The following is a 26,359-nucleotide window of genomic DNA, read 5'->3' on the forward strand; positions in this document are numbered from 1 at the left end:
GGCCAAGCTGAAACTTGACCACGGCCATGGCCGTTTCATGTCACGAGGGACCCGTGACGGTCTCGCTCAACCTTGGAGACGACACATGATCGACCTCTCGCAGATCAAGGAACATCAGGAAGTGGTCGGCTCGGACGGCGGCCATGTCGGCCGCGTGGACCATGTCGTCGGTGGTGAGATCGAGCTGGCCAAGCTGGATCTGGGCGCCGGCTTCAAGCACCACATGATCCCCCTGGACTGGGTGGAATACATCAATGACGACAAGATCCATCTGAGCCTGACCAAGGACGACGCCAAGTCCAAGTGGCGCGAAAAGCACTGAGACAGAGCGCTTAGCGATTTCCGAGGTCCTCGTCCGCCAGGGCGGGGGCCTTTTGCTTGACCGGGCGCTAGAAGCATCCGCCTATCCGCCGCATCAGCGGAGGGGTCTCGATGTACACGCTCTATGGTTCGCCCAGCACGGCCGGCACGGCCATCCACTGGCTGTTGCTCGAACTGGGCGTTCCGTTCGAGGCCAAGCTGCTCGATTTCGACAAGGGCGAGCACAAGACGGCCGAATATCTGGCGCTCAATCCCGACGGCGTCGTGCCGACCCTGATCGTCGATGGCGCGCCGATCACCCAGATGGCCGGGATCGCGACACTGCTGGCCGAGCGTCACCCGGAGGCCGGCTTCGCGCCGCCGGCCGCCTCGCCTGAGCGGGCCGAGTATCTGAGCTGGACCCTGTGGCTGGCCAACAGCTTCCAACCGCACTTTCGCGCCTGGTTCTATCCGCACGAGCCGGCGGGCGGCGAGGCGCAAGACGCCGTGCGGGCCGCGGCGCGTGAGCGGATCGAGACGGGCCTGACGCGGCTCGACGCCAGACTGGCCGACCGGGATTACCTCGTCGGCGACCATTTCACGACCGTGGACCTCCTGGCGACGACCCTGTGCCGCTGGACGCGCAACATGCCCAGGCCCGCGACCGACTGGCCGAACCTGAAGCGCTATCTAGACCGCGTCCGCCAGCGTCCGGCGCTGCGGGAGGTTCACGCCCGCGAAGGATTGACCGACTGGATCGACGGCTAGGCGGACGTCGCGCCTGCGACCCACTTGCCCTCGTGTAACTTCCAGGTTACATGTAACCTCAACGTTACATCATCGTTGGGGCGAAATCCGATGAGCGAAGTGGGTCTGATCGACAAGGCCGAGCGGCTGGCCAAGCGGCGGGCGAGGATGTTCGCGGTGCTGGCCGTATTCTTCCTGGGTTTGCAGGCGGTCTACCTTTCCAATGGCGCTCTGCACGAGAACACCCCGCTGGCGCGCTTCAAGATCGGAGCATGGGCGGTGAACGCCGCGCTGCTGCTGATTGCGCTCGCCACTGGCGGCGGCTTCCTTCAGGGGCGCGATGTGCGTCCCCTGTTGAACGACGAGACGACGCTCGCCCACCGCCGGATCGCCATCGCCTGGGGCTTCTGGACGATGATGGCGACGGGTTTCGGCCTATACTTCCTCAGTCCGTTCGAGGAGGTCACGGTCCGCGAAGCGCTGCATATGGTCGTGACCTTCGGGACCGCCGCACCGCTGCTGGTTTTTTCGTATCTGGAGCGACGCGCCTACCGGGATGCATGAACGGCTCAACAACCGCCTGCGTGACGTCCGGACGGCGAAGGGACTGACCCAGGCCGACCTGGCCGAGCGGGCCGGCGTCTCGCGAAAGACGATCAACACCGTGGAGAACGGGGTCTTTGTGCCCTCGACCATCCTGGCTCTGACCTTGGCCAAGGTGCTGGAGACCCGCGTCGAGGCGCTGTTCCAACTGCCTGACGAACAGCCATGAAAAAGGGGACCGGCGCGAGCCGGTTCCCTTCGTCGTTCAGCGGCTGGAAGCCGCCTATTTCACGCTGGCGCAGAAGCGCTGGATGCGCTGGCAGGCGTCTTCCAGGACGTCGCTGCTGGTGGCGTAGCTGATGCGGAAGAACGGCGACAGGCCGAAGGCCGCGCCATGCACGACCGCCACGCCCTCGGCTTCCAGCAGTTCACCCGCGAAGTCCTCGTCGGTCTCGATGACCTTGCCCGAGGGCGCGGTCTTGCCGATCAGGCCGGCGCACGAGGGGTAGACGTAGAACGCGCCTTCCGGGGTCGGACATTGCAGGCCCGCGGCCTGGTTCAGCATCGACACGACCAGGTCGCGGCGCTCCTGGAACAGCTTGGCGTTCGGCTTGATGAAGTCCTGCGTGCCGTTCAGCGCTTCCAGCGCCGCCCACTGCGAGATCGAGCAGGGGTTGGAGGTCGTCTGGCTGATCATCTTGCCCATGGCCTTGATCAGGGCTTCCGGACCCGCGGCGTAGCCGATGCGCCAGCCGGTCATCGAATAGCCCTTGGAGACCCCGTTCATCGTCAGGGTGCGGTCGTAGAGCTTGGGCTCGACCTGGGCGATGGTGGTGAATTCGAAGTCGTCGAACACCAGGTGCTCGTACATGTCGTCGGTCAGCACCCAGACCTGCGGGTGACGCAGCAGCACATCCGCCAGCGCCTGAAGCTCGGCGCGGGCATAGGCGCCGCCCGACGGGTTCGAGGGGCTGTTGATGATCAGCCACTTGGTCTTCGGGGTGATCGCCGCTTCCAGGGCCTGCGGCGTCAGCTTGAAGCCGTTGTCGGCGGTGGTCTCGACCGACACGGGCGTGCCGCCGGCCAGAAGAACCATGTCGGGGTACGAGACCCAGTAGGGCGCGGGAATAATGACCTCGTCGCCCGGGTTCAGGGTGGCGACCAGGGCGTTGTAGATCACCGGCTTGCCGCCCGGGGCGACGTGGACCTGGCTCGGCTTGTAGTCCAGACCGTTCTCGCGCTTGAACTTCGCGCAGATGGCGGCCTTGAGCTCGGGCATGCCGTCGGGGTCGGTGTACTTGGTCTTGCCGGCCTTGATCGCCTCGATCGCGGCGTTCTTGATATTGTCCGGCGTGTCGAAGTCAGGCTCGCCGGCGGAAAGGGCGATCACGTCACGACCGGCGGCTTTCAGCGCGCGCGCCTTGGCGCTGATGGCGATGGTGGCCGACGGTGCGATGCGCCGCAGGGCGGCGGACTCGAGCGACATGATGCAGGACTCCCCTGTGCTTGATGGTCCGACAAACGGGACCGTTTCAGGATTGCGGGGGGTCTTTACGCGCCCGTTCGCCGCGGCGCAACGCGGTTGGGCGACATTCTGACGAAGGCCGGTAAGGCGCGCGTCAGGCCTGGTTGGCGGCGAGGGTCTTTCCCTGGTCGCCCAGCAGCATCGGGGCGATCAGATCCCAGAGGCGGCTGATCTCCTCGGCGGCGGCTGAGCCCGGCTCCCATTCGCAGACCGATCGGCCGTGGGCCACCGACTGCTGGAAGGCGGCGCGGGCGCGCAGACCGATCGGAGCCAGCGGCATCCCGGTGAAGCGCAAGGCCTCGGCCGCCTTGATCACGGCCGGCGGCTCGACGCCGTTGCGGCGCGAGGGCGCCTGGCTGAGCACGATGACGCCCTTCTTGCCCAGGCGGCGCACGGCCTCGGCCGAACGGACCACCGAGGCGATGTCCAGGAAGGTCGGGCGGCAGACCAGCACGCACAGGTCGGCGAAATTGATCGCCTGCAGGACATCGGTCTCGGGCGCGGCGGGGGTGTCGACGACCAGGGCGTCGAAGTCGCCGTGCCGGGCCTGAGTCTGGGTCGAGAACAGCTTGCCGGCGTTGATCTCGGCCAGCAGCGGGCCGTCGCCGGTGCGGGCGCGCAGGGAGTCCGACGCCGATCGCTGGGGGTCGATATCGGCCAGCATGATCTTCAGTCCCGCCAGATGGGCGGTAATGGCCAGGTTCACCGCCAAGGTCGTCTTGCCGGCGCCGCCCTTGCGGGAGATCACAGCCAGGGTCTTCACTATAAAACTCCTTACAGGGCCAAGGTTTTCCGTCCTTGCGGCCTGTGGATAAGTAACGCTGTCATGTGAAGCCCGCGCAACCGAAATGTCGTGACGGGCGAATCATGTGTCCCCGGATCGCGTTTCGCGGCGCCCGCCGGAAAAGCGCCCTCTTCTCCAGCAGGTGTCCGCTGTCGTTTGCCGCGGCGCCGCTTGACCCTGACCGGCGCCTGGGCGAGGAGGGGCCGTGATCCGCCGCATCATCGACTTCGTGACCAGATATGGACGCCCGCGCCTGGCGCACGGTGGCGGTCTCGTTCGTGCTGTTCGGCGGGGTGGGCGTCGTTTTCCTGTTTGGCGCGCAGCTGCTGGGCGTCAATGGCGAGGCGGCGGTCGAGCACTGGCTGGGCGCGGCCAGCGGGCCGTGGGCCCTGCCGATGGCCGTGGCGGCCTTCGCGGTCATGGCCTTCCTGGGCGTGCCCCAGTTCGTGCTGATCGCGGCGGCGGTGGTCGCCTTCGGGCCGTGGACCGGTTTCGCCTATAGCTGGATCGGGACCCTGGTCTCGTCGCTGGTCGGCTTCTGGCTGGGCCGGGCCTACGGCGCGCGGATCTTGCGCGACTTCGCGGGCGAGGGCGTCAACAAGTTCATGCGGATGATCGGCAAGAACGGCTTCACGGCCAGCCTGATCGTGCGCCTGGTGCCCTCGGCGCCGTTCATCATCGTCAACATGGCCGCCGGCGTCACGCCGATGAAGCTGCGCGACTTCGCCGCCGGGACCGCCATCGGCATCGTGCCGAAGATCGCCCTGACCGCCTTCGCCGGCAATTCGATCGTCCAGGCGATGAAGGGCGGCGGCAAGCAGCACATCGTCATGATCGCCCTGGCCGTCATTATCTGGCTGGCCATGGGCCTGGCCAGCCGCGCCTGGCTTAAGAAGCGTGAGGCGGCGGAAAGAGGCGGAGTCGTAAGTCCCGCCGCGGCGTAGGTCGCTTCGCGCCAGGCTCGGACGATCTCGCCGAACCAGCGCGTGCGGGTCGTATCGTCCATGCCGTCGGTCTCTTCGACCCCGGCCGCCCAGGCCTCGATCACGAAAGGCATGAAGGTGCGGGCTGCGTGTCTGCAGGCGGCCCTCTGGGCCGCGGACGCATCCTCCGGCGGCGCGACGAACGGTTCGATCAGCTTGGTCAGCAGCACTTCCAGTGCCGCTCGCCAGACGGCCGCCTCGGGCGCGCCTCGGGCGTCCCTGAGCAGCAGGAGCGCCAGCTTGGGATTGGCGCGCGACATCTCGACCAGCCGGGCGATGCTGGACCCGTAGCCGCCCCAGGGGCGGCCGGCGTCGGCCTCGATCCGGGCCAGCATCGCGCCGAACAGGGCGTCGATCAGGCTCTGACGCGAGGGATAGAGCCGGTAGATCAGGATCTTGGCCACGCCCATGCGGTCGGCCACGTCCTGCATGGTCGCGACCTGCAGACCCTTTTCCGCGAACACCTCGACGGCGGCCTCCAGCACGGCCAGACCGCGCGCGGCCTTGTCGACCCGAGGCTTGGGCTGGCCGGGCGACCTCTGGCGACAGGGGCCTTGGTCGGGGGGACTTTCGCGAACTCCGCTCATGGGTGCTATGTAGAATGAAACTATAAAGTTTCAAAACGTGGAGGGACGAATGCGCAAAGGAATGCTCGCGGCGGGCGTCGCGGTTCTGGCGATGGTCGCGGGCGCGGCCTGGGCGGGGGATCCCGCCAGCGCGATCACGGTCGACAAGCAGAAGGCCTTCGCGGCGACCTTGCCGATGGCCGACAATCAGGACTTCGCCTTCGCCGACCAGGGCTTCCTGGGCACGCGAACCGATCCCCTGATCAAGCGCGCCGACGGCCAGGTCGCCTGGAACCTCGCCGCCTATGATTTCCTGAAGGGCGAGCCGCCGGCCACCGTGAACCCCAGCCTGTGGCGGCAGGCGCAACTTCTCTCCAAGCACGGGCTCTTCAAGGTCTCCGATCGCGTCTATCAGGTGCGCGGCTTCGACATCTCCAACATAACCTTCGTGCGCGGCGACAGCGGCTGGATCGTCATCGACCCACTGACCATGAAGGAAACGGCCCAGGCCGCCCTGGAGCTGGTCAACGACAAGCTGGGCGTTCTGCCGGTCAAGGCGGTGATCTACACCCACAGCCACAGCGACCACTTCGGCGGCGTGCGCGGGGTGGTCGACGAGGCCGACGTCAAGGCGGGCAAGGTGGCGATCGTCGCGCCCGAGGGCTTCATGCGGGAGGTCGCCGCTGAGAACATCCTGGCCGGCAACGCCATGGCCCGCCGGGCTCAGTACCAGTTCGGCATCATGCTGCCGCCGGGCGTCGAGGGGCAGATCACCTCGGGCATCGGCCAGACCATCGCCAAGGGCTCGATCACCCTGATCCCGCCGACCATCAGCATCGACCATACGGGGCAGGAGCTGACGCTCGACGGCGTGAAGATCCGCTTCCAGTACACGCCTTCGACCGAAGCCCCGGCCGAGATGAACCTCTATTTCCCGGACCTGCGCATTCTGGACATGGCCGAGAACGCCAATGTCACGATGCACAATATCCTCACGCCGCGCGGCGCGCTTGTCCGCGACAGCAAGGCCTGGGCCGATGGCCTGACCGAGTCCATCCGCCTGTTCGGCGATGTCTCCGACACCATGATCACCAGCCACGGCTGGCCGCGCTTCGGCGGGGCGGTGGTTCGGGACTTCCTGGCCGATCATCGCGACGCCTACAAATACCTGCACGACCAGACGGTGCGGATGATGAACCTGGGTCTGACCGGGGACGAGATCGCCGCCAGGATCCAGCTGCCGCCGGCGCTGGCCAAGGACTGGTTTAACCGTGGCTACTACGGCTCGATGAGCTTCAACAGCCGGGCGGTCTATCAGCGCTACATGGGCTGGTACGACGCCAATCCGGCCCATCTGGAGCCCGCGCCGCCGGCCGACGCGGGCAAGCGCTATGTCGCCGCCATGGGCGGGGCGGCCAAGGTCAAGGCGATGGCCAAGGAGGCGGCGGAGAAGGGCGACTACGCCTGGGCCGCGACCTTGCTGAACCACGCGGTGATGGCCGACGATGGCGACAAGGAGGCCAAAACCCTGCTGGCCGCGGCCTATGACCAGATGGGCTACCAGACCGAAAACAGCCTGTGGCGGAACATCTACCTGACCGGGGCCGATGAGCTGCGGGGCGGAGTGCGCAAGCTGCCGGCCTCGATGACGCCGCTGGACATGCTCGCGGCGCTGGACAGCGGGATGATCTTCGATGTGCTGTCGGTGCGCCTGAACCCCGACAAGGCCAAGGACGCGCACCTGCGGATCGTCTTCGTGTTCCCCGACCGGAACGAGCGATTCCTGGTCGAGGTGCGCAACGGCGTGCTGGTCGCCCAGCCGTCCCCCAAAAGTGAAAATGGGGAGGGCGAGAAGGCTGACGCCACTCTTACCGTGGCCCGGCCCGTGTTCCTGGAGTCATTGTTCACCGGCAAGTCGCTGGTCCCGAAGATCCTGACCGGGCAGGTCAAGCTTGAGGGCGATCGCGCGGCGTTGGGGCGAATGACGGGATGGTTTGACGCCTTCCCGACCGACTTCCCGATCGTTACGCGCCCCAATTAATCTGAACCTGGAATAAACTTGCGCTGGCTGCGACGGATAGCGCGGCTGGCGCAAATTGCTTGCTCGATTCCAGGGCGATGTGTAGAAAGTCCGGCATGAACGTCGCGCGCGCACTGCTTTCGCTTCGGCTTATCAGCCCCTGGGCGCTCTAGGGGCCGCGCTTCGTCGCGGCCGGGCGCACAGGGGATAGTTCCCGCAGCCCGCACGCAGACACCCCATTCGACGAGTACTTCCATGACCACCGTATCCGCAGGCGCTTTCGACAAGCGCGACAACGTCGTCATTTTCGACACCACCATGCGCGACGGCGAGCAGTCGCCCGGCGCCTCGATGTCGCTGGAAGAGAAGCTGGAGCTGGCCAAGATCCTCGAGGAGATGGGGGTCGACATCATCGAGGCCGGCTTCCCGATCGCCTCGAACGGCGACTTCGAGGCCGTCCGCGAAGTGGCCAAGATCGTCAAGAACTCGACCATCGCCGGCCTGTGCCGCGCCCACCAGGTCGACATCGACCGCTGCGCCGAGGCTCTGAAGCCGACACAGCGCGGCCGCATCCACGTGGTCATCGCCACGTCCGACCTGCACATGAAGCACAAGCTGCAGATGGAGCCGGACGCCGTCATCGACGTGATCGCCCGCTCGGTGGCTCACGCCCGCAACCTGCGCGACGACGTCGAGTGGTCGGCAGAGGACGCCACCCGCAGCGACCGCGAGTTCCTGCGACGCGCTACCGAGACCGCCATCAAGGCCGGCGCCACGACGATCAACCTGCCCGACACCGTCGGCTACACCTATCCGTCCGAATATGCCGACCTGTTCAGCTGGATGGTCAATAATGTCGAGGGCGCCGACAAGGTGATCTTCTCGACCCACTGCCACAACGACCTGGGCCTGGCGGTGGCCAACAGCCTGGCCGGCGTGCAGGGCGGGGCCCGTCAGGTCGAGTGCGCGGTCAACGGCCTGGGCGAGCGCGCCGGCAACGCCGCGCTGGAAGAGATCGTCATGGCCCTGAAGGTGCGCGGCGACCGTCTGCCCTACCAGACCGGCATCGACACCACCCACATCACCCGCGCCAGCCGCTACGTCTCGGCCATCACCGGTTTCCCGGTGCAGTACAACAAGGCCATCGTCGGCAAGAACGCCTTCGCGCACGAGAGCGGCATCCACCAGGACGGCATGCTCAAGAACCGCGAGACCTACGAGATCATGACGCCGGAATCGGTGGGTCAGGCCCCGTCGAGTCTGGTCATGGGCAAGCACTCGGGCAGCCACGCCTTCCGCGCCAAGCTGAAGGACCTGGGCTACGAGCTGGGCGAAAACGCGCTGAAGGAGGCCTTCGGCCGCTTCAAGGACCTGGCCGACCGCAAGAAGCACGTCTACGACGACGACATCATCGCCCTGGTCGACGACGCCCTGGCGCGCGGCTCGGAAAAGATCCGCGTCTCGCACCTGCGCGTGGTGGCCGGCACCGACGGTCAGTCGGCCGAGCTGACCCTGGACGTCGACGGCGTCTCCAGCACCGCCGAGGCCACCGGCGACGGCCCGGTCGACGCGGTGTTCAACGCGATCCACAAGATCGTGCCGCACAGCGCGGCCCTGCGCCTGTTCCAGGTGCACGCGGTGACCGAGGGCACGGACGCCCAGGCCCAGGTCTCGGTGCGCCTGGAAGAGGACGGCCGCATCGCCACCGGCGCGGCCGCCGACACCGACACCCTGACCGCCTCGGCCAAGGCCTACGTCAACGCCCTCAACAACCTCTTCGCCCGCAAGGAGAAGAGCCGGCCCGAAGCAGCGATCGCCAGCGGCTTCTAGGCCGCCGCGCGCCCACGGCTGAACGGCCGCGTCGCCAGGATCTCGGCCCCCAGGTGCGCCTGGGGCTGAACCTCCAGGCCCAGGTCTCGCAAGGCTTCAGCGAGGGCCCTTCGGGGCGTCTCGTCCAGCAGCGCGCCGACATCCACGACCAGCGTCCCGCCGGGGCGCAGCATCGTGGAGGTCGCGGCGACGACAGCGCGCGCGTCGGCCAGGGTGGGGCAGCCCATCACCAGCAGCACGTCGCTGCGCTCGTCAGCCGCGCCGCAGGTGGCCCGGCGGGCCGCCTCGACGCGCTGATAGCCGCGACGCCACAGCTGGCACATGGCTTCGCCGGCGCCGGGGCCGGCGACGGTCACGAAGCACAGCGGCGTGGCCTCGGCGAGGTCCAGCATGCGGTCCAGGGCGGGATTGATCCCCTCGGTGGGCACGCCCAGCAGGAACTGGGCGGCCTGCCGAAGAGACGTTTTCCTGGGCGGGTGGGGCGACATGGTCGGTAAGCCTTTTTCAACGAGCGCCGCGCGACGGCGACGAACCCGCTTATCTTGCGCCCGAGGCGCATAAGGGTTCGATGCGAAACCCAGCCCGCCCGCCTAAGGGCGGCGTAAAGGTCGAAGATGATCTGGATCCCCATCACCGTCGCCGCCACGGTCTTCCAGGTGGCGCGCAACGCCGCCCAGCGCTCGGTCATGGGCGGGGCGGGGCCCTGGGGCGCGACCCTGGTGCGCTTTCTGTTCGGCCTGCCGTTCGCGGCCGTCTTCGCCGCGATCGCGGTGCTGGCGACGCCTGGACTCGACTTTCATCCGCAAGCCCGGTTCTGGATCGCCTGCGTCGCTGGCGCGGCGTTCCAGATCGGCGCGACCGCGGCCATGCTGACGGCGATGCAGCGCTCGTCGTTCGCCCTGGGCACGGCCCTGCAGCAGAGCGGCCTGCCGTTCGCGCTGGTGTTCGGGGCCCTGGTCTTCAAGGATCATGTCGGGCCGATCGCCTGGGCCGGCGGACTTGTGGCGACCGGCGGACTGGCCGCCCTGTCGTGGCCGCGGGGCGAGGTCGTGATCCGCAAGGGCGCGGTGCTGGCCGGCCTGGCCTCGGGCGCGGCCTTCGCGCTGTGCGCCAACTGCTTCCGGCAGGCGGCCCTGGCCCTGGAGCCCGGACATCCGCCGGCGGCGGCCTTCGCGACCGTGCTGGTGGTGCAGGCGATCCAGACGGCGGCCCTGACCAGCTATCTGGCCTGGCGCAATCCCGACGCCCTCAAGGCGGTGGTCGCCGCCTGGCGCCAGTCGCTGGGCGCGGGCTTCTGTGGCGCGGCGGCCTCGGGCCTGTGGTTCACGGCCATGGCCCTGTCGCCCGTGGGACCGGTGAGGGCGGTCGGCGTGGTCGAAATGCCGGTCGCCGCCATCGCCGGACGTCGTCTGTTCAAGGAACGTCTGACCCTCTTTCAGATGGCCGCCGGCGGCATAACGGCGGTCGGGGTCGTCATGGCCGCGCTCGGCTAGATTTCGCCATGTTCGGGTGCTTGGTCGGCTTGACCGCAAAAGCCTTCGAAAATCCCGCGAATAGACCTTGAATTCAACGCTTTCGCAGGGCAAACGGGCGGGCGTCGGCGTACTTTTGGCCGTTCGGACGACGGCGCGGCCAGGGGGCGGCGCTCCCGCCGAACATCGAGGCATGTTGACCGGATCGAAATCCGCCAAATGCGGGAATCATGTTGTCCTCGCATTGAATTGAAGTAGGAGCCTTTTCTTCTCCGCCGACCCCGTCTCCGGGACGGATCAGGCCCCTTCTTCACCGATCTGCCGTCCGTAACGCCCCTCCTACCCCTCAGTCAGGGCTTTCAATGTTCTCTTCCCTCTTCGGCGTGATCTCGAACGACATCGCCATCGACCTCGGCACGGCCAACACCCTCATCTACATGAAGGGCAAGGGGATCGTTCTGAATGAACCGTCGGTGGTGGCCTTGCGTAACGTCGGCGGTCGCAAGATCGTCCACGCCGTGGGCATCGAGGCCAAGCAGATGCTGGGCCGCACCCCGGGCCACATGGAAGCCATCCGTCCGATGCGCGACGGCGTCATCGCCGACTTCGAAGTCGCCGAGGAAATGATCAAGTACTTCATCCGCAAGGTTCACAACCGCAAGGGCTTCGTGAACCCGAAGGTGATTGTCTGCGTGCCGTCGGGCGCCACCGCCGTGGAACGTCGCGCCATCAACGACAGCTGCCTGAACGCCTCGGCCCGTCGGGTCGGCCTGATCGACGAACCGATGGCCGCCGCGATCGGCGCGGGCCTGCCGATCCACGAGCCGACCGGCTCGATGGTCGTCGATATCGGCGGCGGCACCACCGAGGTGGCCGTGCTGTCGCTGTCGGGCATCGTCTATTCGCGCTCGGTCCGCGTCGGCGGCGACAAGATGGACGAGGCGATCATCAGCTATATGCGTCGCCACCATAACCTGCTGATCGGCGAGACCACCGCCGAGCGCATCAAGAAGGAAATCGGCACCGCCCGCGCGCCGGCCGACGGCGAGGGGCTGTCGATCGACGTCAAGGGTCGTGACCTGATGCAGGGCGTGCCGCGCGAAGTCCGCATCAGCGAAAAGCAAGCCGCCGACGCCCTGGCCGAACCGGTCGGTCAGATCGTTCGAGGCCGTGAAGGTGGCTCTGGAAGCCACCCCGCCGGAACTGGCCAGCGACATCGCCGACAAGGGCATCATGCTGACCGGCGGCGGCGCGCTGCTGCGCGGCCTGGACGCCGAGATCCGCGATCATACCGGTCTGCCGGTGACCGTGGCCGACGATCCGCTGTCGTGCGTGGCCCTGGGCTGCGGCAAGGTTCTCGAGCATCCGAAGTGGATGAAGGGCGTCCTGGAATCCACGCTGGCCTAAAGCTGGTATTGCTCTAGAGGCGCCTGGGGGGCGTCGGGAGAAACTACGTGCCCTTTCGCGAAGGTCCCCTTGGCGACCTGAAAGTGCCGCTTACCTGGACGGCGGCGGTGGCCCTGATCGTTGCGGCCGTCATCGCCGTCGCCTTCCTGCTGGCGGACCGGCGCGAGACCCTGCAGGAGCAGGCCTACGGCGTCACCCGCCAGACGGTGGATGTCGTCGCCAAGCCGGTCAGCGGCGCCATCGCCGCGCCCGGTCGGTGGACGGGCCTGGGCCTGGACTTCGTCCGCAGCTACTTCTTCACGGCCTCGGAGAACCGTCGCCTGAAGTCGGAGCTGGCCGAGATGCGCCAGTGGCGCGACCGGGCCCTGGACCTGCAAGACCAGAACGAACGCTTCAAGAGCCTGCTGGGCCTGCGCACCGATCCGCCGATCCCGATGGCCTCGGCCCGGGTTGTGGCCGACAGCCGCGGTCCCTTCGCCAACACCCGCCTGGCCGACGCCGGTTCTGAGCGCGGCATCGAGGTCGGCAATCCGGTTCTCAACGAGCGCGGCCTGGTCGGTCGCGTGGTCGGCGTCTCGCGCGGCGCCAGCCGCGTGCTGCTGCTGACCGACATCGCCTCGCGCACGCCGGTGATGATCGATCGCACCAACGCCCGCGCCATCCTGACCGGCGACGGCGGCCCCAACCCCAAGCTCGAATACCTGCGCGGGGTGGATCCTATCCAGCAGGGCGACCGCGTCGTCACCTCCGGGGACGGAGGCGTCGTGCCGCGCGGCCTGCCGGTGGGCGCGGCGGTCAAGGGGCTGGACGGCCGCTGGCGCGTGGTGCTGTTCGCCGACCAGTCGTCGATCGACTACATCCGCATCCTGCTGTTCAAGGACTTCGCCCAGCTGGCCGACGAGAAGCAGCTGGAAGCCAAGACCCTGCCGCCGGTCACGACCGAGGATCCGCAGACCTCGATCCTGTCGGCCCCGACGCCGCCCGCGCCGAAGCCGGCGGCCACCACGACCCCGCCGGCCGCCGCCACGGCGACGCCGCCCGCCGGGGCTCAACCCAAGCCCGCGACGCCCAAGCCGGCCGCGCCGAAACCGGCCCAGCCCAAGCCCGCCACGGCCGCGACGCCCGTCCCGACGGGATCGCCGCGATGAGCATGAGCGGCGGGCGAGCGCTCAATCCCGCCCGTTGGTTGGGCGTGCCGATGTTGCTGTGCATTTTCGCGACGATGCTGTTCGCCGCGCCGATCCGCATCTGGGGCCTGCAGCTGCCCGAGCCGGTGTTCGCCATGGTGCCGGCCTTCGCCTGGGCGATGATCCGCCCCTCGATCCTGGCCCCGTTCGCGCTGTTGATCCTGGGCCTGTTCCTGGACATCTTCTGGGGCGGTCCGACGGGCCTGTGGGGCCTGTCGCTGCTGGTCGCCTACGCCATGGTCCTGATCCTGCGCAACGCCATGACCGGCCAGAGCCGGCCCATGATGTGGGCCTGGTTCGCCGGCGTAACGGCCGTCGCCATGATCGCCGGCTTCCTGTTCACCATGCTCGACAGCCTGGCCATGCCGAGTCTCCTGGCCGTGTTCTGGCAGTTCCTGGTCACGGCGCTGCTGTTCCCGTTCGCTCACCGCCTGGTCGATCGCTTCGAGGACGCCGACGTGCGGTTCCGGTAAGGCCATGAGCGAACCGTCCATCTTCTTCTTCGAGGTCAACGAGCGTCAGGGGGTCTTCCACCGGCGCGCGTTCCTGCTGGGCGGCCTGACGGGCGCCGGCCTGCTGGCCCTGGGCGGACGCCTGGCGCAACTGCAACTGGTCGAGGCCCAGCGCTACCAGAAGCTTTCGGCCGGCAACCAGTTCAACTACCGCCTGGTGCCGCCGCCGCGCGGCCTGATCCGCGACCGCAACGGCGTGTCGCTGGCGTCCAACCGGCCGAACTTCCGGCTGATCATCAACAAGGACAAGGGCCTGGACGCCGAGGCGGTGATGACCGACCTCCAGAAGCTGGTGCCGATCGACGAGGCCCGCCGCGCCCGCGTGCTCAAGGAGCTGGACCGCGCCCCGCGCAAGGCCCCGGTCGTGGTGATGGAGGACCTCTCCTGGGAGGAGTTCAGCCGCGTCAACATCCGGGCCCCGGAGCTGCCCAGCGTCACCGCCGACATGGGCGAGGTTCGGGTCTATCCGTTCGGGGGCGCCTTCGCCCACGTGATCGGCTACGTCGCCAAGGTCTCGGACCGCGACCTGGCCGCGGCCAAGGACGATCCCACCCAGGATCAGGAACTGCTGCATCACCCCGGCTTCCGGATCGGCAAGCAGGGCGTGGAGAAGGCCTTCGACAAGGAACTGCGCGGTCGCGCCGGCGCCACCAAGACCGAGGTCGACGCGCAGGGCCGCGTCGTGCGCCTGGATCCGGCCGGCGACGTGCCGCCGACCCCGGGCAAGGAAGTTCTGCTGACCCTGGACGCCGACATCCAGAACCGCGCCCTCGAGGTGATGGGCGAGGAGAGCGGCGCCATCGTCGTGATGGACGTGCGCAACGGCGACCTGCTGGCCATGGTCTCGGCCCCCAGCTTCGACGCCAACCGCTTCGTGAAGGGCCTGTCGGGCGCCGAGTACAAGGCTCTGGCCGAGTACGAGCGCAAGCCGATGCTGGACAAGTCGCTGACCGGCGTCTTCCCGCCCGGTTCGACCTTCAAGCCGACCGTGGGCCTGGCGGCGCTGACCGCCGGCATCGATCCCGAGGTCCGCATCAACTGCGGCGGCAGCTGGTACTATGGCGGCCGGACCTGGCGGTGCTGGGAGCCGCGCGGCCACGGCTCGCAGAACCTGCACGACGCGATCAAGAATTCCTGCGACGTCTATTTCTATCAGACGTCGCTGAAGATCGGTCCCGACGCGATCGCCAACGCGGCGCGGGCCATGGGCTTCGGCCAGATCTACGACATCGGCATTCCCGGCCAGAAGCGGGGCAATGTCCCCGACCCGGCCTGGAAGAAACGGGCGTTCAAGAAGAACCCGGCCAACCAGATCTGGTTTCCGGGCGAGACGCCCAGCTACGGGATCGGGCAGGGGGCTCTGACGGTCAACGCCCTGCAGCTGGCGGTGATGACCTCGCGCCTGGCCAATGGCAAGAAGGCCCTGGTGCCTCGCCTGATCAAGTCGGTCGGCGGGGTGGAGCAGCCCAGCGGCGCGGCGGTGCCCGACCTGCCGTTCTCCACCGAGCATCTGAACTATGTCCGCGGCGGCATGGCGGCCGTGGCCAACGACGTGCGCGGCACCGCCTACAGGCAGAGCCAGTTGGGCCTCGGCGACGTGCAGATGGCCGGCAAGACCGGCACGGCCCAGGTGCGCAGCTATGACGGGGTCAAGAACCGTAAGGGCTACGCCACGACCTGGCGCCTGAAGGACCACAACCTGTTCGTCGCCTTCGCGCCCTATGACGACCCGCGCTACGCCGTGGCGGTCATCATCGAGCACGGCGGGCTGGGCGGCGCGACCGCCGGCGCGCCGCGCGCCCGTGAGGTCATGCGCGTGGCCCTGCTGAAGGACCCCGAGATCCGCGCTCGCATCGAGCGCCCCGCGCCGCTGCCCGAGGTCGCTCCGGAAGACGTCATGGAAGGCGCCGCGCCGGATGATCCGGTCGAGGGCGTCGCGCCCCCCGCGCCCGATGTCGGCGCTCCGCCGGCCGTTCCGCCGACCACGCCTCAGGGAGGGCAAAGATGACCTTGAGCGGCGGCCTGACCCGGCCCGGCGAACGCGACCGGCCGATCATCAAGTTCATGGAGGTCGACTGGACCTTCTGCCTGGTGCTGGCGATGATCGCCGGCGTCGGCGGCCTGATGCTGTTCTCGATCGCCGGGGCCTCGTGGGAGCCCTGGGCCGACAAGCACCTGCTGCGCTTCGGCGTCTATTTCATCATCATGATCGCCCTGGCCATGTGCGACCTGCGCTGGTGGTTCGCCGCGGCCTATCCGATCTACGGCGTAGGCCTCGTCCTGCTGGTGGCCGTGGACCTGGTCGGCGACATCTCGCTGGGCGCCCAGCGTTGGCTGCAGTTGGGGCCGCTGCGCTTCCAGCCGTCCGAGGTGATGAAGATCGGTCTCGTGCTGGCGCTCGCCCGATACTACCACGGCCTGTCGTCGGACAGCGCCCGGCTGTCCTGGCGCCTGCTGATCCCGGCCGCGATGATCGGCGTGCCGTTCCTGCTGGTCGCCAAGCAGCCCGACCTGGGCACCGCCATCCTGATCGCCGCCACCGGCGGGGCGATCATGATGCTGGCCGGCCTGTCCTGGCGGGTGATCGCGGCCCTGGGCGCGCTGGCGGCCGTGGCCATTCCGCCGTTCATCATGTTCGGGCTGCACGACTATCAGCGCAACCGGATCCTGACCTTCCTGAACCCCGAGCAGGACCCGTCCGGCGACGGCTACCACATCCTGCAGTCCAAGATCGCCCTGGGCTCTGGCGGCTTGCTGGGCAAGGGCTTTGGCCTCGGCTCGCAGAGCCAGCTGAACTTCCTGCCCGAGAAGCAGACCGACTTCATCTTCGCCACCCTGGCCGAGGAGTTCGGCTTCGTCGGCTGTTTCGGCGTGCTGTTCCTGTACGGGGCCGTGATCTTCATGGCCCTGCGGATCGCCTCGATCAGCCACAGCCACTTCGGACGCCTGGCCGCGGCCGGGGTGACGGCGACCTTCTCGCTGTATGTGCTGATCAACGGCGCCATGGTCATGGGCCTGGCCCCCGTCGTCGGCGTGCCGATGCCGATGCTGTCCTACGGCGGCACCGTCATGCTGACGGTCATGGTCGGCTTCGGCCTGGTGCAGGCCGTGCGCGTGCACCGCTATACGGAAGTGACCAGCGGCAAGGGCTCGTTGATGTAGGGGCGGGCTGGTCTCTAGGAGACCAGCGCCGCCTCGGTCGCCCGGATCAGCCCGTCGATCACGCCGGGCTCGGTCGAGGCGTGCCCCGCGTCCCAGACGATGTCGAAGCGCGCCTCGGGCCAGGCCTTGTGCAGCTTCCAGGCGCTGTCCAGCGGGGTGACCACGTCGAAGCGGCCCTGGACGATCCAGCCGGGGATGTGGCGGATCTTGTCGATGTTCTTCAGGATCCAGCCGTCGTGCTCGAAGAAGCCCTTGTTGGTGAAGAAGTGGCACTCGATCCGCGCGAAGGCGATCGCGAAGTCCTCTTCGTTGAACTTGGGCGGACGAGCGTCGGGGCCGCGTAGGGAGATGGTGTCGCCCTCCCACTGGCTCCAGGCGGCGGCGGCCTCCAGCTGTACGCGTCGGTCCTGGGCGGTGAGGCGGCGGTGATAGGCGGCCATCAGGTCGCCGCGCTCCTCCTCGGGGATCGGCGCCAGGAACCGCTCCCAGGCGTCCGGGAACAGCATCGAGGCGCCGTCCTGGTAGAACCAGCCCAGTTCGCGCTCGGTCAGCAGGAAGATGCCGCGCAAGACCAGGCCGGCGACGCGGTCGGGGTGCTTGATGGCGTAGGCCAGGGCCAGGGTCGAACCCCAAGAGCCGCCGAACACGGTCCATTTCTCGACGCCCAGGTGCTCGCGCAGCCGCTCGATGTCCTCGACGAGGCTCCAGGTGGTGTTGTCTTCCAGGCTGGCGTTCGGGCGCGACCGGCCACAGCCGCGCTGGTCGAACAGGGCCATGCGCCATTTGGCTGGGTCGAAGAACCGCCGCATGGTCGGATTGACCGCGCCGCCCGGGCCGCCGTGCAGGATCACGCAGGGCTTGCCCCGCGGATTGCCGCATTCCTCGTAGTAGATCTCGTGCGGACCGCCGGTCGGCATCCAGCCGAACGAGAACGGTTCGACCTCGCGAAAGAGGCCGCGACGGCCAACGGAACTCATGGCGGCGGCGGAAGCGTTACGATCCATGAAACGAGCCTAACGTGTTTTTCCGCCGGCTGTGAACGGAGGAAAGCAAAAGGCCTGACCGATCGCGGGGATTTTCCTCGCGTCGGAAAAGCAGGCCTTTCGTCAAAGAAACACACGGGCCTGCTTCGGCGGACCCTTGAGGTTTTCGCCCTTCATCCGGTTCTGTATGTTGCCCGCCATGACTCAGCCCGCGCCCGAAGACTATTCCGACGACGAACTGCTCGCGATGCTGAACCCGGCGCAGCAGGCGGAACTGGATCGGCAGATCGGCGAGATGTTCGGGGCCGAGGGCGTCGACCGCGCCGAGGCGCTGTTCGCCATGGCCAGCGTCTACAGCCTGCGCGCGGGCGAGCGCGACGAGGTCTCGGCCCTGGCCATGCTGCAGCTGGCCGCGGCCATGCGTCGCCGGGCGGACCAGATGATCGCAGCCAGGAACTAGAGCGGGAAGCGGCGGTCCAGCCAGTCCAGGATCGCCGCGTTCACCTCGGCGGGTTTCTCCTGCTGGGTCCAGTGGCCGCTGCCTTCGATCAGCACCTTCTCCAGGTCCGAGATCTGGTCGCCCATGCGGTCGGCCATGGCCGGCGGCAGGACGACATCCAGCTCGGCCATGATCATCAGGCAAGGGACGCCGTCGATCCGGCGCGGCAGGGTCTCGGCCTTCTCCCAGTTGCGGGTGAAGTTGCGATACCAGTTGATGCCGCCGGTGAAGCCGGTGCGCTTGAAGGCGTCGACGAAGAAGGCCAGTTCGTCAGGTTCCAGGAACTGGTTATCGTCGGTCGCTGGGTCGTAGTGGAGCAGGGCGTCCTGCAGGGCCAGGCTCCGGCGCTCGGCCGGGCGGCCCAGGAACTCGTCCTGTGAGCTCTTGGGCTTGCGCATGAAGAAGCGGATCGTCCGTTCCGGATCCGCGCCCAGGCGCGCGTCGGCCTCGCCTGGCTTCTGGAAGTGGACGATGTACATGTCCTCGCCATAGGCGTTGCGGAACATCTCGATCGGATCCAGCGGCAGGCGCGGGGTGAAGGGGGTGTTGAGACCGATGATCCCGGCCACGCGGTCGGGATGCAGCAGCGGCATCTGCCAGACGATGATGCCGCCCCAGTCGTGGCCGACGAAGATCGCCTTTTCCACGCCCAGGTGGTCCAGCAGCCCGACCAGGTCGCCGGTCAGGTGGTCCATGTCGTAGGCCTCGACCGCCTCGGGACCGGGGGTGAGGCCATAGCCGCGCTGGTCGGGGGCGATCACCCAGCGGCCGGCGGCGGCCAGGGCGGCGATCTGGTGGCGCCACGAAAAGGCCAGCTCCGGAAAGCCGTGGCAGAAGACGACGGGAACGCCTTGGCGCGGACCGGCCTCGTAATAGGCCATGCGGATGCCGTTGACGTCGGCGTACTGGGGTTCGGGCAGGCCCGGATTCTTGACCGTCATGACCGCTCGTCCTCCCGCGTTTCTAGGTGATTGCCGTTCACCCTGGAGCCCGTCGCGATCCCCGGCAAGCGGCATTTCTGGTTTCCGTAGGGTCGAACGGGCGTAAAAGGCCGCATGACCGACACGACTTCGCCGCCCGCCGCCGTTCCGTGGCGTCTCGTCCTGCTGCTGGGCGCGCTGACGGCCTTCGCGCCGATGTCGATCGACATGTATCTGTCCAGCCTGCCCGAGATCGGTCGCACGCTGTCGGCGCGGCCGGACCAGACCCAGGCCACGCTGGCGGCCTTCTTCGCGGGCATGGCCATCGGTCAGTTCATCTATGGCCCCCTGTCCGATCGTCTGGGGCGGCGCGGACCCCTGCTGACGGGGATCGGTGTCTATATCGTCGCGTCGCTGGCCTGCGCCCTGGCGCCCAGCATCCACGCCCTGATCGGCGCGCGCTTCGTCCAGGCCCTGGGGGGATGCGCTGGAGCGGTGGTGGCGCGCGCGGTGGTGCGCGATCGCTTTGGTCACACCGACACCGCCCGGGTGCTGTCGCTGATGATGCTGATCATGGGGCTGGCGCCGGTCCTGGCGCCGCAACTGGGGGGCGTGATCCAGGCGTTCGCCGGCTGGCGGGTGGTGTTCTGGGTCCAGGTCGGCTTCGGTCTCGCCGTCGGGGCCTGGGTGCTGACGAGCCTGAAGGAATCCCGCTCGGCCGAGACCCTGGCCCAGGCGCGGTCGGAGAACCCGCTGAAGGCCTATGTCGCCCTCCTGGGCCTGCGTCGGCTGGTCGGCTACGCCTTGGCCGGCGCGCTGAACGGGGCGGTGTTGTTCACCTACATCTCCGGCGCGCCGGACCTGGTGATGGGGACCTATGGCCACACGCCGCTGGTCTTCAACCTGATCTTCGCCTTCAACGCCGTCGGCATCATCGGGGCCAGCCAGGTCAATCGCCTGCTGCTGCGGCGCAACCTGCCGGACGAAGTGCTGAGCAAGGCCAGCATCGCCTCGATCGCCGCGGCCTTCCTGCTGACCCTGGCGGCCTGGACCGGCTGGGGCGGCCAGTGGACCGTGCTGCCGCTGCTGTTCGCCTCGCTGTCGCTGTACGGCCTGATGGGCGGCAACACCATGGCCGGAGCGCTCAGCGTCGACCCGCGCCGCGCCGGCTCGATCTCGGCCCTGATGGGCTCGGCCTCGTTCGGGGCCGGGGCCCTGGCCTCGTGGGCCGGCGGCCTGCTGCACGACGGCACGGCGCGTCCCGTGGCCGGGGTGATGTTCGCCTGCCTGGTCGGCTCGGCCCTGGCGATCTTCTTCCTGGCCCTGCCGGGCGCGAGGAAGGCTCAGGCCTGATTGGGCATCGAGAAGCCGCGCCAGGCCATCAGAGCCCAGGCGGCCATGAACGACAGTCCGCCGATCGGGGTGATCGCGCCCAGGATCCTCGGCGCGCCCAGGGCCATGGCGTAGAGCGAGCCCGAAAACACCAGGGTTCCAAAGAAGAACAGCGCCGTGACCAGCCCCATGCCCTTGGCCCCGGCCCGATGCAGGGCGAAGGCTCCAAACACCGCCAGGGCGTGGATCATCTGGTACTGGGCGCCGGTCTTCAGCCACTCGACGGCCTTCCAGCTGTCGACGCCATGGGCGGCGAAGGCGCCGAAGGCCACGGACAGCAGGCCGCTCAGCGCCGCCAGGGCCGTCCAGGTCCGGGGAGTCCATCCCTCCATCGGCTTACGCTCCGTCACCGTTGCAATCGTCGAGCGCGACCTTAACGTCGTTCATCTGGACGTAAAGCGAAGCCGACTTCGTAAGCAGTCAGAGCGTTCGCGCGTCCAGAAGGGAGGACGGCATGGCGCTCACCTGGGGCGACGATTACCCGATCCATCAGACGCCCGAGCCCGTGGCCTATGCCGGGACTGATCGGAACTTCTACGACCGCTACTTCTTCAACGGCTACGCCGCTCAGGGCGACGGCTCCGACCTGTTCTTCGCCGCCGCGTTCGGCGTCTATCCGCACCTCAACATCGCCGACGCGGCCTTCTGCGTGATGAAGGACGGCAGGCAGGTTAATCTGCACGCCAGCCGCTGGCTGAAGATGGAGCGGATGGACCTGACGGTCGGGCCGATCGCCATCGAAGTCCTCGAGCCGCTGCGGCGCCTGAAGCTGACCGTGACCGCCCAGGAGCAGGGGATCGCCGCCGAGATCGTCTTCGAGGGCCGATCCTTCCCGATCGAGGAGCCGCGCTTCGTGCGTCGCAACGGACCGCGCACGCTGTTGGACTACACCCGCCTGACCCAGAACGGACGCTACAGCGGCTGGATCGAGGTCGACGGCGTACGGACCGGCATCGACGGTTTCATCGGCACCCGCGATCGGTCGTGGGGCGTCCGCCCCGTCGGGACGCGCGACCCGCAGGAGCTGGCGCCGCCGGTCCCGCCGCAATTCTTCTGGCTGTGGGCGCCATGCAATTTCGCGGATGGTAGCCTCTTCTTCCACACCAATGACGACGACCGGGGCCGGCCCTGGAACCGCCGCGCGCTCTGGCTGGAGGACGGCGGCCGGGAGGATGACTTTGGCGGCTTCGCGCAGTCGTCCTGCGCCATCGACTGGAAGAGCGGCACGCGCCACGCGGCCGCCGCGACCCTCGATTTCGGTCGCGATGGCGCGGTGACGATCGAGCCCAAGGCCGAGTTCTTCATGCTGGGCCTGGGATACGGCCACCCCGTCTGGGGCCATGGCCTGAACCACGGCGCGCTGAAGGTCGAGCGCGAGGACTTCGCCGCCGCCGAGCTCGACCGAAAGATGCCGCATCTCCTGCATGTCCAGGCGCTCAGCGACGTGACCTATGTCGACGGCGCGGGAAAGACGCGGAAGGGCAGGGGCGTCTTCGAGCAGCTGGCCATCGGTCCGCACGCGACCTCGGGCTTCGCCTCGATCCTGGATATGGCGCCTTGAGCGGCCTGGCCGAACGCCTGGAGGCGTATCTCACCCGCATCTGGGGCCAGCCGGTCAAGGTCGCCGACCTGTCGCGCATCCCCGGCGGAGCCAGCCGCGAGACCTATCGTTTCGCCGCCCATGTCGGCGGCGAGGTCCGGCCCCTGATCCTGCGCCGTGACCCGCCCGGCAGCCTGATCGAGACCGACCGCGGCCTGGAATACCTGGCCCTTGAGAGCTTCCACGATCACGTGCCCGCGCCGCGTCCCGTGGCGATGGACGCCGAGGGCGCGGAACTGGAGCGGCCGTTCTTCATCATGGAGCGGATCGAGGGCGGGACGGTGGTCTCGCCGTTCACGGTCATGCCCTACGGCGCTCACGCGCGGGTGGTCGGCGAGGCGTTCTTCGACATCCTGGGCCGTATCGCCGGCGCCGATCCCGCCGACCTGCCGTTGGCGAAGGCCGCCGAGACCCCGGCGCCCGGAGACTGCTGGCGGATCGCCGTCGATCACTGGGCCGGCGTGATCGAGGCCGACGAGCAGCATCCGCAACCGATCGTCCGCGCCGCCATCCGGCTCTTGCGCCGCAAGCCGCCACCGCCGCCCAGCGCCGTGCGGGTTGTGCATGGCGACTATCGCGGCGGCAATTTCCTGCACGCCCCGGACGGCCGCATCCTGGCGGTGCTGGACTGGGAAATGGTCCATCTGGGCGACCCGCTGGAAGACCTTGCCTGGGCCATCGACCCGCTCTGGAACCCCTTCGACACGACGACCGTCGCCGCCATGATTCCGCGCGACGAGGCCCTGACCATCTGGTCGAAGGCCAGCGGTCTCACGGTCGATGAGGCGGCCCTGGCTTGGTGGTCGCTGTTCGCCGCCGTGAAGGGCCAGGCGATCTGGACCTCGGCGGCCAAGGAATATCGTGACGGCGGTTTCAAGGAGCCGATCCTGGCGGTGTCGGGCTGGTACACCGCCCGGCGGCACGACCAGATCCTGGCCGCCGCGATGCTGCGTCTGGAGAGCCTGTCATGACTCCAAGCCTGCCCGACATCCTGGTCGGCAACTTCATGTGCATGGCCGATCCCGGGCCGCCTGAGCAGCAGGGCGAGTTCATGGCCGGCAAGGTCGGGCTTGTGGCGCTGCTGTCGTTGCTGGCGGCTCAGGAAGCCGAGCGCGGCGTGGCGGCGCGGGTCGAGGAGAACGCCCTGATCCGCGCGACCCTGGCCGAGGCGGCGGCCGAGTATGGGCTGGACGTCGCGGGTCTTCCGTTCACGGAGGAGGTGACCGTCTCGTCGCTCGACCGTGTCAACGCGACGCTGCGGACGGCGCTGATCGGCCTGCACGAGGCGATCGAGGCGCGGGACGACACGGTCCGCCACCACGCGATCCTGCGGCTCTATGTCAGGATGGCCGATCTTCGACGGCTGGATCTGCCGCCCCTGCCGGCGCGCTGACCGTGATCCTCGCCCTATTTATGCTTGTTGTGCTGGGCCAGCTCGTCCGGCTTGATGTCTAGCGGCGCCGGGGCGGCGGCGTTGTAGGCGGCCGTCTGGTTCAGGTCCATGACCACGCTGCGGTGGCCTTCCCAGATCATGTGCACGGCGACGTAGAGCACGATCGCCAGGCCGATGAAGCCGATCCAGCGGTGCTTGTGCAGCAGGTTGGCGATAGCGCTGGCGGCCAGGCCCATCAGGGCGATCGACAGCAGCAGGCCAAAGATCAGGATGCCGGGGTGTTCGCGCGCCGCGCCGGCCACGGCCAGCACATTGTCCAGCGACATCGAGACGTCGGCGATCAGCACCTGCAGGAAAGCCTGCTTGAACGACTTGGGCTGGCGGGCGACGCGCGGCTCGGTGTTCGGATCGCCATCAACGCAGGCCATGGCGTCGGCCTCGGCCGCCTGTTCGCGCAGCTCGCGCCACATCTTCCAGCAGACCCACAGCAGCAGGAAGCCGCCGGCCAGCAGCAGGCCGATGACGCCCAGCAGCCAGGTGGTGATCAGGGCGAAGGTGATGCGAAGAACAACCGCCGCGCCCAGGCCATACAATATGACCTTCTTGCGCTCCTTGGCGGGTAGGCCGCCCGCGGCCAGGCCCACGGCCACGGCGTTGTCGCCGGCCAGGACCAGGTCGATCATCAGCACTTGCAGCAAGGCGGTCAGCGGGCCTTGCAGGCCGCCCAGATGGGCCGTCAGCGTTTCGAACATGTATCCTCAATGCGGCGACGCGCGCGGGGATGCAAGGCGCAAAAGGGAGCTGTCGACCGCAAATGCGACAACGCCCCGGACCGTCGATCCGGGGCGTCGCCTTTTCGTTCCGCGCTGGCCCTAGTGGGCGTGCTCGGGTTCCTTGTGGTGGACGCTCTGGGCCTGCTCGTCATGGCTGGCCGGATGGGCGGAGGCGGCGGCGACCATCGGGTTCACGTAGGACACATGCTCGGCCGGCGCGTGCGGCTCGGGGTGAGCCTCGGCGTGCGGGTCGTGGTCTTGGCCGTCCTGCGCCGCCGGGCCATGGTCTTCGTGAGCATGGGCGTCGTAGCCATGGCTGGCGTGATCTTGGCCGTGATCGTCATGGCCATGACCGCGGTCGTCATGGTGCGAGGAGACCGCCGAGGCGACCGCCGCGCCCGCCGCCGCGCCGCCGGCCGCAGCCAGGAACGGGTTGACGTGCGAGACGTGGGTCGAGGCCGGGGCGTGCTGCTCCTGCTCGAACTCCATCTCGTTGCGGCCGTAGTCGGTCAGGGTGCGGTACTTGCGCTGACGCTCGGCGCGGCGGCGGGCCGCCGAAGCGCTGCGTGAGACGCCCACCAGGATGATCATGGCCAGCAGCACCAGGGCGGCGCCCAGGACCGTCTTGATCGGCGTCGGGCCGAAGCCCGGCAGCGTGATGTCGCCATTCAGGCCGCCCAGGTCGAGCTTGCCCATGCCCTTCTTGGCCTGTTCCGGCAGAGCGGCGACGCGCTTGCTGATCTCACCCAGCGAGAAGCCTTGCGGGGTCTTGCCGCCGTTCAGTTCGAGGCCGAACCGCGACGTTAGCTGACCCTTGGCCTCCGGACCCGGCTTGACCTGCCAGGCGAAGGTGGTCGGCTCGCCCGGCTTGACGACCGCCGTCTGGCGGCCGTTCGGAGTGACTTCATAGCCTTCGCCGGAGAGCTCGGCATAGGCGCTGGTCTTCTTGGCGGCCTTGGTCAGGCCCAGCTTGGCGGCTTCCTGCTTGATCAGGTCGCCCAGCGTTGCCGGCAGCGACAGGGTCACTTGGCCGGGCTGGTTCTTGCCCAGGCTCTCGCCGGCGGCCAGGACCGCGCCATTGGTGGCGGCGGGCGCGACGACGGCCTGCAGTTTCTCGAGCTTGGTCGCCGGCTTCGCGGGAACGGGCGGAGCAACCGGCTTGGCCGCCACGACGGGCGGCTTGGCCAGCGGCGCGGCGGGCATGACCGGCTTGGCGGCCTGGACCGGCGCGGGCGCCGGGGCGACCGTCCTTGGGGTCACCGGCTTGGCGACGACCATCGGCTTGGGCGTCGGCTTCGACGCCGCGTGCGCCGTGGTGGCGGCCGGAAGGGTCGCGTGAACGCGACGCGGCCTGTAGTCGTGGCGGCTGGAGCCTTTCGGATTGGCGATCGGGCGCATGGCCGTGACCAGCGTTCCGTCCGGGCGGCGCCAGGTCTTCAGATGCGAATTGCGCGAAGGCGGCGGCAGCGGGCTCGAATCCACGCTGGCGTCGGCGCGAGCCTGGGCCTGAGCCTGGCTCGGACCGCCCAGCAGGCCGTCCTGGGCCTCGTCGGCGCTCGGCGGCGGCGCGGCGCCCATCAGCTCCGGCGGCGTCGTCGCATCCTGGCGATCGCTGGGCGGCGGCGCCGAGCTCTCCTGGTCGCCGGCGCTGCAGCCGGCGAGCATCAGAACGCCGACCGCCGTGGTGGCCAAGGCGGCCAAGCGTACCTTACGTCCAAACATCGGGTCCCCCGATCCCATGTCTAACTCCTCCGCGAGCAA

The 26,359-nt window shown here is 68.3% G+C and carries 26 protein-coding genes and 3 pseudogenes; 20 read left to right on the plus strand and 9 right to left on the minus strand.

Annotated elements, in window-relative coordinates:
- Positions 1-85: 85 nt before the first annotated feature.
- The 4 genes from ACHMW8_RS16505 to ACHMW8_RS16520 all read left to right on the plus strand — a co-directional run bounded on the left by ACHMW8_RS16505 (position 86) and on the right by ACHMW8_RS16520 (position 1,819).
- Entirely contained in the window at positions 86-322 is a 237-nt protein-coding gene (locus ACHMW8_RS16505; RefSeq protein ID WP_125156584.1) for a DUF2171 domain-containing protein, read from the plus strand.
- A gap of 110 nt (positions 323-432) precedes the next feature.
- On the plus strand, positions 433-1,068 hold the full coding sequence (locus ACHMW8_RS16510; RefSeq protein ID WP_395443141.1) for a glutathione S-transferase family protein: 636 nt from the start codon (positions 433-435) through the stop codon (positions 1,066-1,068).
- Between the two features lie 90 nt (positions 1,069-1,158).
- Positions 1,159-1,611: a hypothetical protein gene (locus tag ACHMW8_RS16515; RefSeq protein ID WP_395443142.1), complete on the plus strand. Its 453-nt coding sequence runs from the start codon at positions 1,159-1,161 to the stop codon at positions 1,609-1,611.
- The gene (locus tag ACHMW8_RS16520) at positions 1,604-1,819 is read left to right on the plus strand and encodes a helix-turn-helix transcriptional regulator (RefSeq protein ID WP_395443143.1); all 216 of its coding nucleotides are present in this window, start codon (positions 1,604-1,606) and stop codon (positions 1,817-1,819) included. Before ACHMW8_RS16515 ends, ACHMW8_RS16520 begins: the two co-directional genes overlap by 8 nt.
- Positions 1,820-1,873: 54 nt before the next feature.
- Here the strand turns inward: ACHMW8_RS16520 and ACHMW8_RS16525 are convergent, their stop codons facing one another.
- Positions 1,874-3,076, minus strand: coding sequence for a pyridoxal phosphate-dependent aminotransferase (locus tag ACHMW8_RS16525; protein WP_395443144.1), 1,203 nt, complete (start codon positions 3,074-3,076; stop codon positions 1,874-1,876).
- A gap of 133 nt (positions 3,077-3,209) precedes the next feature.
- Positions 3,210-3,878 (minus strand): ParA family protein, encoded by a 669-nt coding sequence (locus tag ACHMW8_RS16530; RefSeq protein WP_125156587.1) that lies wholly within the window; start codon positions 3,876-3,878, stop codon positions 3,210-3,212.
- Between the two features lie 226 nt (positions 3,879-4,104).
- Here ACHMW8_RS16530 and ACHMW8_RS16535 point away from each other — a divergent pair.
- Together ACHMW8_RS16535 and ACHMW8_RS16540 are read left to right on the plus strand one after the other, a co-directional pair.
- A pseudogene (locus ACHMW8_RS16535) lies at positions 4,105-4,843 on the plus strand (TVP38/TMEM64 family protein).
- A gap of 60 nt (positions 4,844-4,903) precedes the next feature.
- Positions 4,904-5,173, plus strand: a complete 270-nt coding sequence (locus ACHMW8_RS16540) for a hypothetical protein (protein WP_395446076.1) — start codon at positions 4,904-4,906, stop codon at positions 5,171-5,173.
- A 113-nt stretch (positions 5,174-5,286) separates the two neighbouring features.
- On the opposite strand, the pseudogene ACHMW8_RS16545 reads toward ACHMW8_RS16540, so the two are convergent.
- Positions 5,287-5,469: pseudogene (locus ACHMW8_RS16545) on the minus strand (TetR/AcrR family transcriptional regulator); the annotation flags it as partial.
- 49 nt (positions 5,470-5,518) lie between these two features.
- On the opposite strand from ACHMW8_RS16545, the gene ACHMW8_RS16550 reads away from it, so the two are divergent.
- The 3 genes from ACHMW8_RS16550 to ACHMW8_RS16560 all read left to right on the plus strand — a co-directional run bounded on the left by ACHMW8_RS16550 (position 5,519) and on the right by ACHMW8_RS16560 (position 9,298).
- Positions 5,519-7,489 carry an alkyl/aryl-sulfatase gene (locus ACHMW8_RS16550; RefSeq protein WP_395443145.1) on the plus strand — a complete coding sequence of 657 codons (1,971 nt, stop codon included), beginning with the start codon at positions 5,519-5,521 and terminating at the stop codon, positions 7,487-7,489.
- A 95-nt stretch (positions 7,490-7,584) separates the two neighbouring features.
- The gene (locus tag ACHMW8_RS16555; protein WP_199170726.1) at positions 7,585-7,641 is read left to right on the plus strand and encodes a hypothetical protein; all 57 of its coding nucleotides are present in this window, start codon (positions 7,585-7,587) and stop codon (positions 7,639-7,641) included.
- 82 nt (positions 7,642-7,723) lie between these two features.
- Complete coding sequence (locus tag ACHMW8_RS16560; RefSeq protein WP_395443146.1) at positions 7,724-9,298, plus strand: 2-isopropylmalate synthase; 1,575 nt, start codon at positions 7,724-7,726, stop codon at positions 9,296-9,298.
- Here ACHMW8_RS16560 and ACHMW8_RS16565 read toward each other — a convergent pair.
- A complete protein-coding gene (locus ACHMW8_RS16565; RefSeq protein ID WP_395443147.1) occupies positions 9,295-9,786 on the minus strand; it encodes a hypothetical protein in 492 nt (163 codons plus the stop codon). The two genes, ACHMW8_RS16560 and ACHMW8_RS16565, sit on opposite strands and share 4 nt — an antisense overlap.
- Before the next feature lie 126 nt (positions 9,787-9,912).
- Between ACHMW8_RS16565 and ACHMW8_RS16570 the strand changes: the two genes are divergently transcribed.
- From ACHMW8_RS16570 to rodA, 6 genes and pseudogenes are all read left to right on the plus strand, one after another.
- A complete protein-coding gene (locus tag ACHMW8_RS16570; RefSeq protein ID WP_125156593.1) occupies positions 9,913-10,791 on the plus strand; it encodes a DMT family transporter in 879 nt (292 codons plus the stop codon).
- 341 nt (positions 10,792-11,132) lie between these two features.
- Positions 11,133-12,177 (plus strand): annotated as a pseudogene (locus ACHMW8_RS16575) (rod shape-determining protein).
- Between the two features lie 47 nt (positions 12,178-12,224).
- The gene (gene mreC / locus ACHMW8_RS16580) at positions 12,225-13,325 is read left to right on the plus strand and encodes a rod shape-determining protein MreC (protein WP_395443148.1); all 1,101 of its coding nucleotides are present in this window, start codon (positions 12,225-12,227) and stop codon (positions 13,323-13,325) included.
- Entirely contained in the window at positions 13,322-13,837 is a 516-nt protein-coding gene (locus ACHMW8_RS16585) for a hypothetical protein (protein WP_125156595.1), read from the plus strand. The genes mreC and ACHMW8_RS16585 overlap by 4 nt, the downstream gene beginning before the upstream one ends.
- A 4-nt stretch (positions 13,838-13,841) precedes the next feature.
- Entirely contained in the window at positions 13,842-15,884 is a 2,043-nt protein-coding gene (gene mrdA / locus ACHMW8_RS16590; RefSeq protein ID WP_125156596.1) for a penicillin-binding protein 2, read from the plus strand.
- Entirely contained in the window at positions 15,881-17,038 is a 1,158-nt protein-coding gene (gene rodA / locus ACHMW8_RS16595; RefSeq protein WP_125156597.1) for a rod shape-determining protein RodA, read from the plus strand. The genes mrdA and rodA overlap by 4 nt, the downstream gene beginning before the upstream one ends.
- 14 nt (positions 17,039-17,052) lie before the next feature.
- Here the strand turns inward: rodA and pip are convergent, their stop codons facing one another.
- Positions 17,053-18,042, minus strand: coding sequence for a prolyl aminopeptidase (gene pip / locus ACHMW8_RS16600; RefSeq protein WP_395443149.1), 990 nt, complete (start codon positions 18,040-18,042; stop codon positions 17,053-17,055).
- A gap of 178 nt (positions 18,043-18,220) precedes the next feature.
- Between pip and ACHMW8_RS16605 the strand changes: the two genes are divergently transcribed.
- Positions 18,221-18,481, plus strand: a complete 261-nt coding sequence (locus ACHMW8_RS16605) for a low temperature requirement protein A (protein ID WP_125156599.1) — start codon at positions 18,221-18,223, stop codon at positions 18,479-18,481.
- Here the strand turns inward: ACHMW8_RS16605 and ACHMW8_RS16610 are convergent.
- Positions 18,478-19,461 carry an alpha/beta fold hydrolase gene (locus tag ACHMW8_RS16610; protein WP_395443150.1) on the minus strand — a complete coding sequence of 328 codons (984 nt, stop codon included), beginning with the start codon at positions 19,459-19,461 and terminating at the stop codon, positions 18,478-18,480. The two genes, ACHMW8_RS16605 and ACHMW8_RS16610, sit on opposite strands and share 4 nt — an antisense overlap.
- A 114-nt stretch (positions 19,462-19,575) precedes the next feature.
- Here ACHMW8_RS16610 and ACHMW8_RS16615 point away from each other — a divergent pair, with 114 nt between their 5' ends.
- Positions 19,576-20,793, plus strand: a complete 1,218-nt coding sequence (locus tag ACHMW8_RS16615; RefSeq protein ID WP_395443151.1) for a multidrug effflux MFS transporter — start codon at positions 19,576-19,578, stop codon at positions 20,791-20,793.
- Here ACHMW8_RS16615 and ACHMW8_RS16620 read toward each other — a convergent pair.
- Positions 20,784-21,164 (minus strand): DUF423 domain-containing protein, encoded by a 381-nt coding sequence (locus ACHMW8_RS16620; protein WP_395445996.1) that lies wholly within the window; start codon positions 21,162-21,164, stop codon positions 20,784-20,786. The two genes, ACHMW8_RS16615 and ACHMW8_RS16620, sit on opposite strands and share 10 nt — an antisense overlap.
- A 122-nt stretch (positions 21,165-21,286) precedes the next feature.
- On the opposite strand from ACHMW8_RS16620, the gene ACHMW8_RS16625 reads away from it, so the two are divergent.
- The 3 genes from ACHMW8_RS16625 to ACHMW8_RS16635 are packed head-to-tail and all read left to right on the plus strand — an operon-like array spanning position 21,287 to position 23,825.
- A complete protein-coding gene (locus tag ACHMW8_RS16625) occupies positions 21,287-22,393 on the plus strand; it encodes a hypothetical protein (protein WP_395443152.1) in 1,107 nt (368 codons plus the stop codon).
- Positions 22,394-22,398: 5 nt separating this feature from the next.
- A complete protein-coding gene (locus ACHMW8_RS16630) occupies positions 22,399-23,403 on the plus strand; it encodes a phosphotransferase family protein (RefSeq protein WP_395445997.1) in 1,005 nt (334 codons plus the stop codon).
- Positions 23,400-23,825, plus strand: coding sequence for a hypothetical protein (locus ACHMW8_RS16635; RefSeq protein WP_395443153.1), 426 nt, complete (start codon positions 23,400-23,402; stop codon positions 23,823-23,825). Before ACHMW8_RS16630 ends, ACHMW8_RS16635 begins: the two co-directional genes overlap by 4 nt.
- Before the next feature lie 14 nt (positions 23,826-23,839).
- On the opposite strand, the gene ACHMW8_RS16640 is transcribed toward ACHMW8_RS16635, so the two are convergent.
- Together ACHMW8_RS16640 and ACHMW8_RS16645 are read right to left on the minus strand one after the other, a co-directional pair.
- Positions 23,840-24,577 (minus strand): TerC family protein, encoded by a 738-nt coding sequence (locus ACHMW8_RS16640; RefSeq protein WP_125156604.1) that lies wholly within the window; start codon positions 24,575-24,577, stop codon positions 23,840-23,842.
- A 120-nt stretch (positions 24,578-24,697) separates the two neighbouring features.
- On the minus strand, positions 24,698-26,320 hold the full coding sequence (locus tag ACHMW8_RS16645) for a stalk-specific protein X (protein WP_395443154.1): 1,623 nt from the start codon (positions 26,318-26,320) through the stop codon (positions 24,698-24,700).
- Between the last annotated feature and the right edge of the window lie 39 nt (positions 26,321-26,359).

This window comes from Caulobacter sp. UC70_42 (genome assembly GCF_044056025.1).
GTDB lineage: Bacteria > Pseudomonadota > Alphaproteobacteria > Caulobacterales > Caulobacteraceae > Caulobacter.

Coding starts and splice junctions, on each gene's coding strand:
- ACHMW8_RS16605 (WP_125156599.1), top strand. CDS start 18,221: ATGACTCAGCCCGCGCCCGAAGACTATTCCGACGACGAACTGCTCGCG.
- mrdA (WP_125156596.1), top strand. CDS start 13,842: ATGAGCGAACCGTCCATCTTCTTCTTCGAGGTCAACGAGCGTCAGGGG.
- ACHMW8_RS16625 (WP_395443152.1), top strand. CDS start 21,287: ATGGCGCTCACCTGGGGCGACGATTACCCGATCCATCAGACGCCCGAG.
- ACHMW8_RS16570 (WP_125156593.1), top strand. CDS start 9,913: ATGATCTGGATCCCCATCACCGTCGCCGCCACGGTCTTCCAGGTGGCG.
- rodA (WP_125156597.1), top strand. CDS start 15,881: ATGACCTTGAGCGGCGGCCTGACCCGGCCCGGCGAACGCGACCGGCCG.
- ACHMW8_RS16525 (WP_395443144.1), bottom strand. CDS start 3,076: ATGTCGCTCGAGTCCGCCGCCCTGCGGCGCATCGCACCGTCGGCCACC.
- ACHMW8_RS16645 (WP_395443154.1), bottom strand. CDS start 26,320: ATGTTTGGACGTAAGGTACGCTTGGCCGCCTTGGCCACCACGGCGGTC.
- ACHMW8_RS16565 (WP_395443147.1), bottom strand. CDS start 9,786: ATGTCGCCCCACCCGCCCAGGAAAACGTCTCTTCGGCAGGCCGCCCAG.
- ACHMW8_RS16510 (WP_395443141.1), top strand. CDS start 433: ATGTACACGCTCTATGGTTCGCCCAGCACGGCCGGCACGGCCATCCAC.
- ACHMW8_RS16560 (WP_395443146.1), top strand. CDS start 7,724: ATGACCACCGTATCCGCAGGCGCTTTCGACAAGCGCGACAACGTCGTC.
- ACHMW8_RS16615 (WP_395443151.1), top strand. CDS start 19,576: ATGACCGACACGACTTCGCCGCCCGCCGCCGTTCCGTGGCGTCTCGTC.
- ACHMW8_RS16505 (WP_125156584.1), top strand. CDS start 86: ATGATCGACCTCTCGCAGATCAAGGAACATCAGGAAGTGGTCGGCTCG.
- ACHMW8_RS16515 (WP_395443142.1), top strand. CDS start 1,159: ATGAGCGAAGTGGGTCTGATCGACAAGGCCGAGCGGCTGGCCAAGCGG.
- ACHMW8_RS16520 (WP_395443143.1), top strand. CDS start 1,604: ATGCATGAACGGCTCAACAACCGCCTGCGTGACGTCCGGACGGCGAAG.
- ACHMW8_RS16585 (WP_125156595.1), top strand. CDS start 13,322: ATGAGCATGAGCGGCGGGCGAGCGCTCAATCCCGCCCGTTGGTTGGGC.
- ACHMW8_RS16635 (WP_395443153.1), top strand. CDS start 23,400: ATGACTCCAAGCCTGCCCGACATCCTGGTCGGCAACTTCATGTGCATG.
- ACHMW8_RS16550 (WP_395443145.1), top strand. CDS start 5,519: ATGCGCAAAGGAATGCTCGCGGCGGGCGTCGCGGTTCTGGCGATGGTC.
- pip (WP_395443149.1), bottom strand. CDS start 18,042: ATGGATCGTAACGCTTCCGCCGCCGCCATGAGTTCCGTTGGCCGTCGC.
- ACHMW8_RS16540 (WP_395446076.1), top strand. CDS start 4,904: ATGCCGTCGGTCTCTTCGACCCCGGCCGCCCAGGCCTCGATCACGAAA.
- ACHMW8_RS16610 (WP_395443150.1), bottom strand. CDS start 19,461: ATGACGGTCAAGAATCCGGGCCTGCCCGAACCCCAGTACGCCGACGTC.
- ACHMW8_RS16620 (WP_395445996.1), bottom strand. CDS start 21,164: ATGGAGGGATGGACTCCCCGGACCTGGACGGCCCTGGCGGCGCTGAGC.
- ACHMW8_RS16640 (WP_125156604.1), bottom strand. CDS start 24,577: ATGTTCGAAACGCTGACGGCCCATCTGGGCGGCCTGCAAGGCCCGCTG.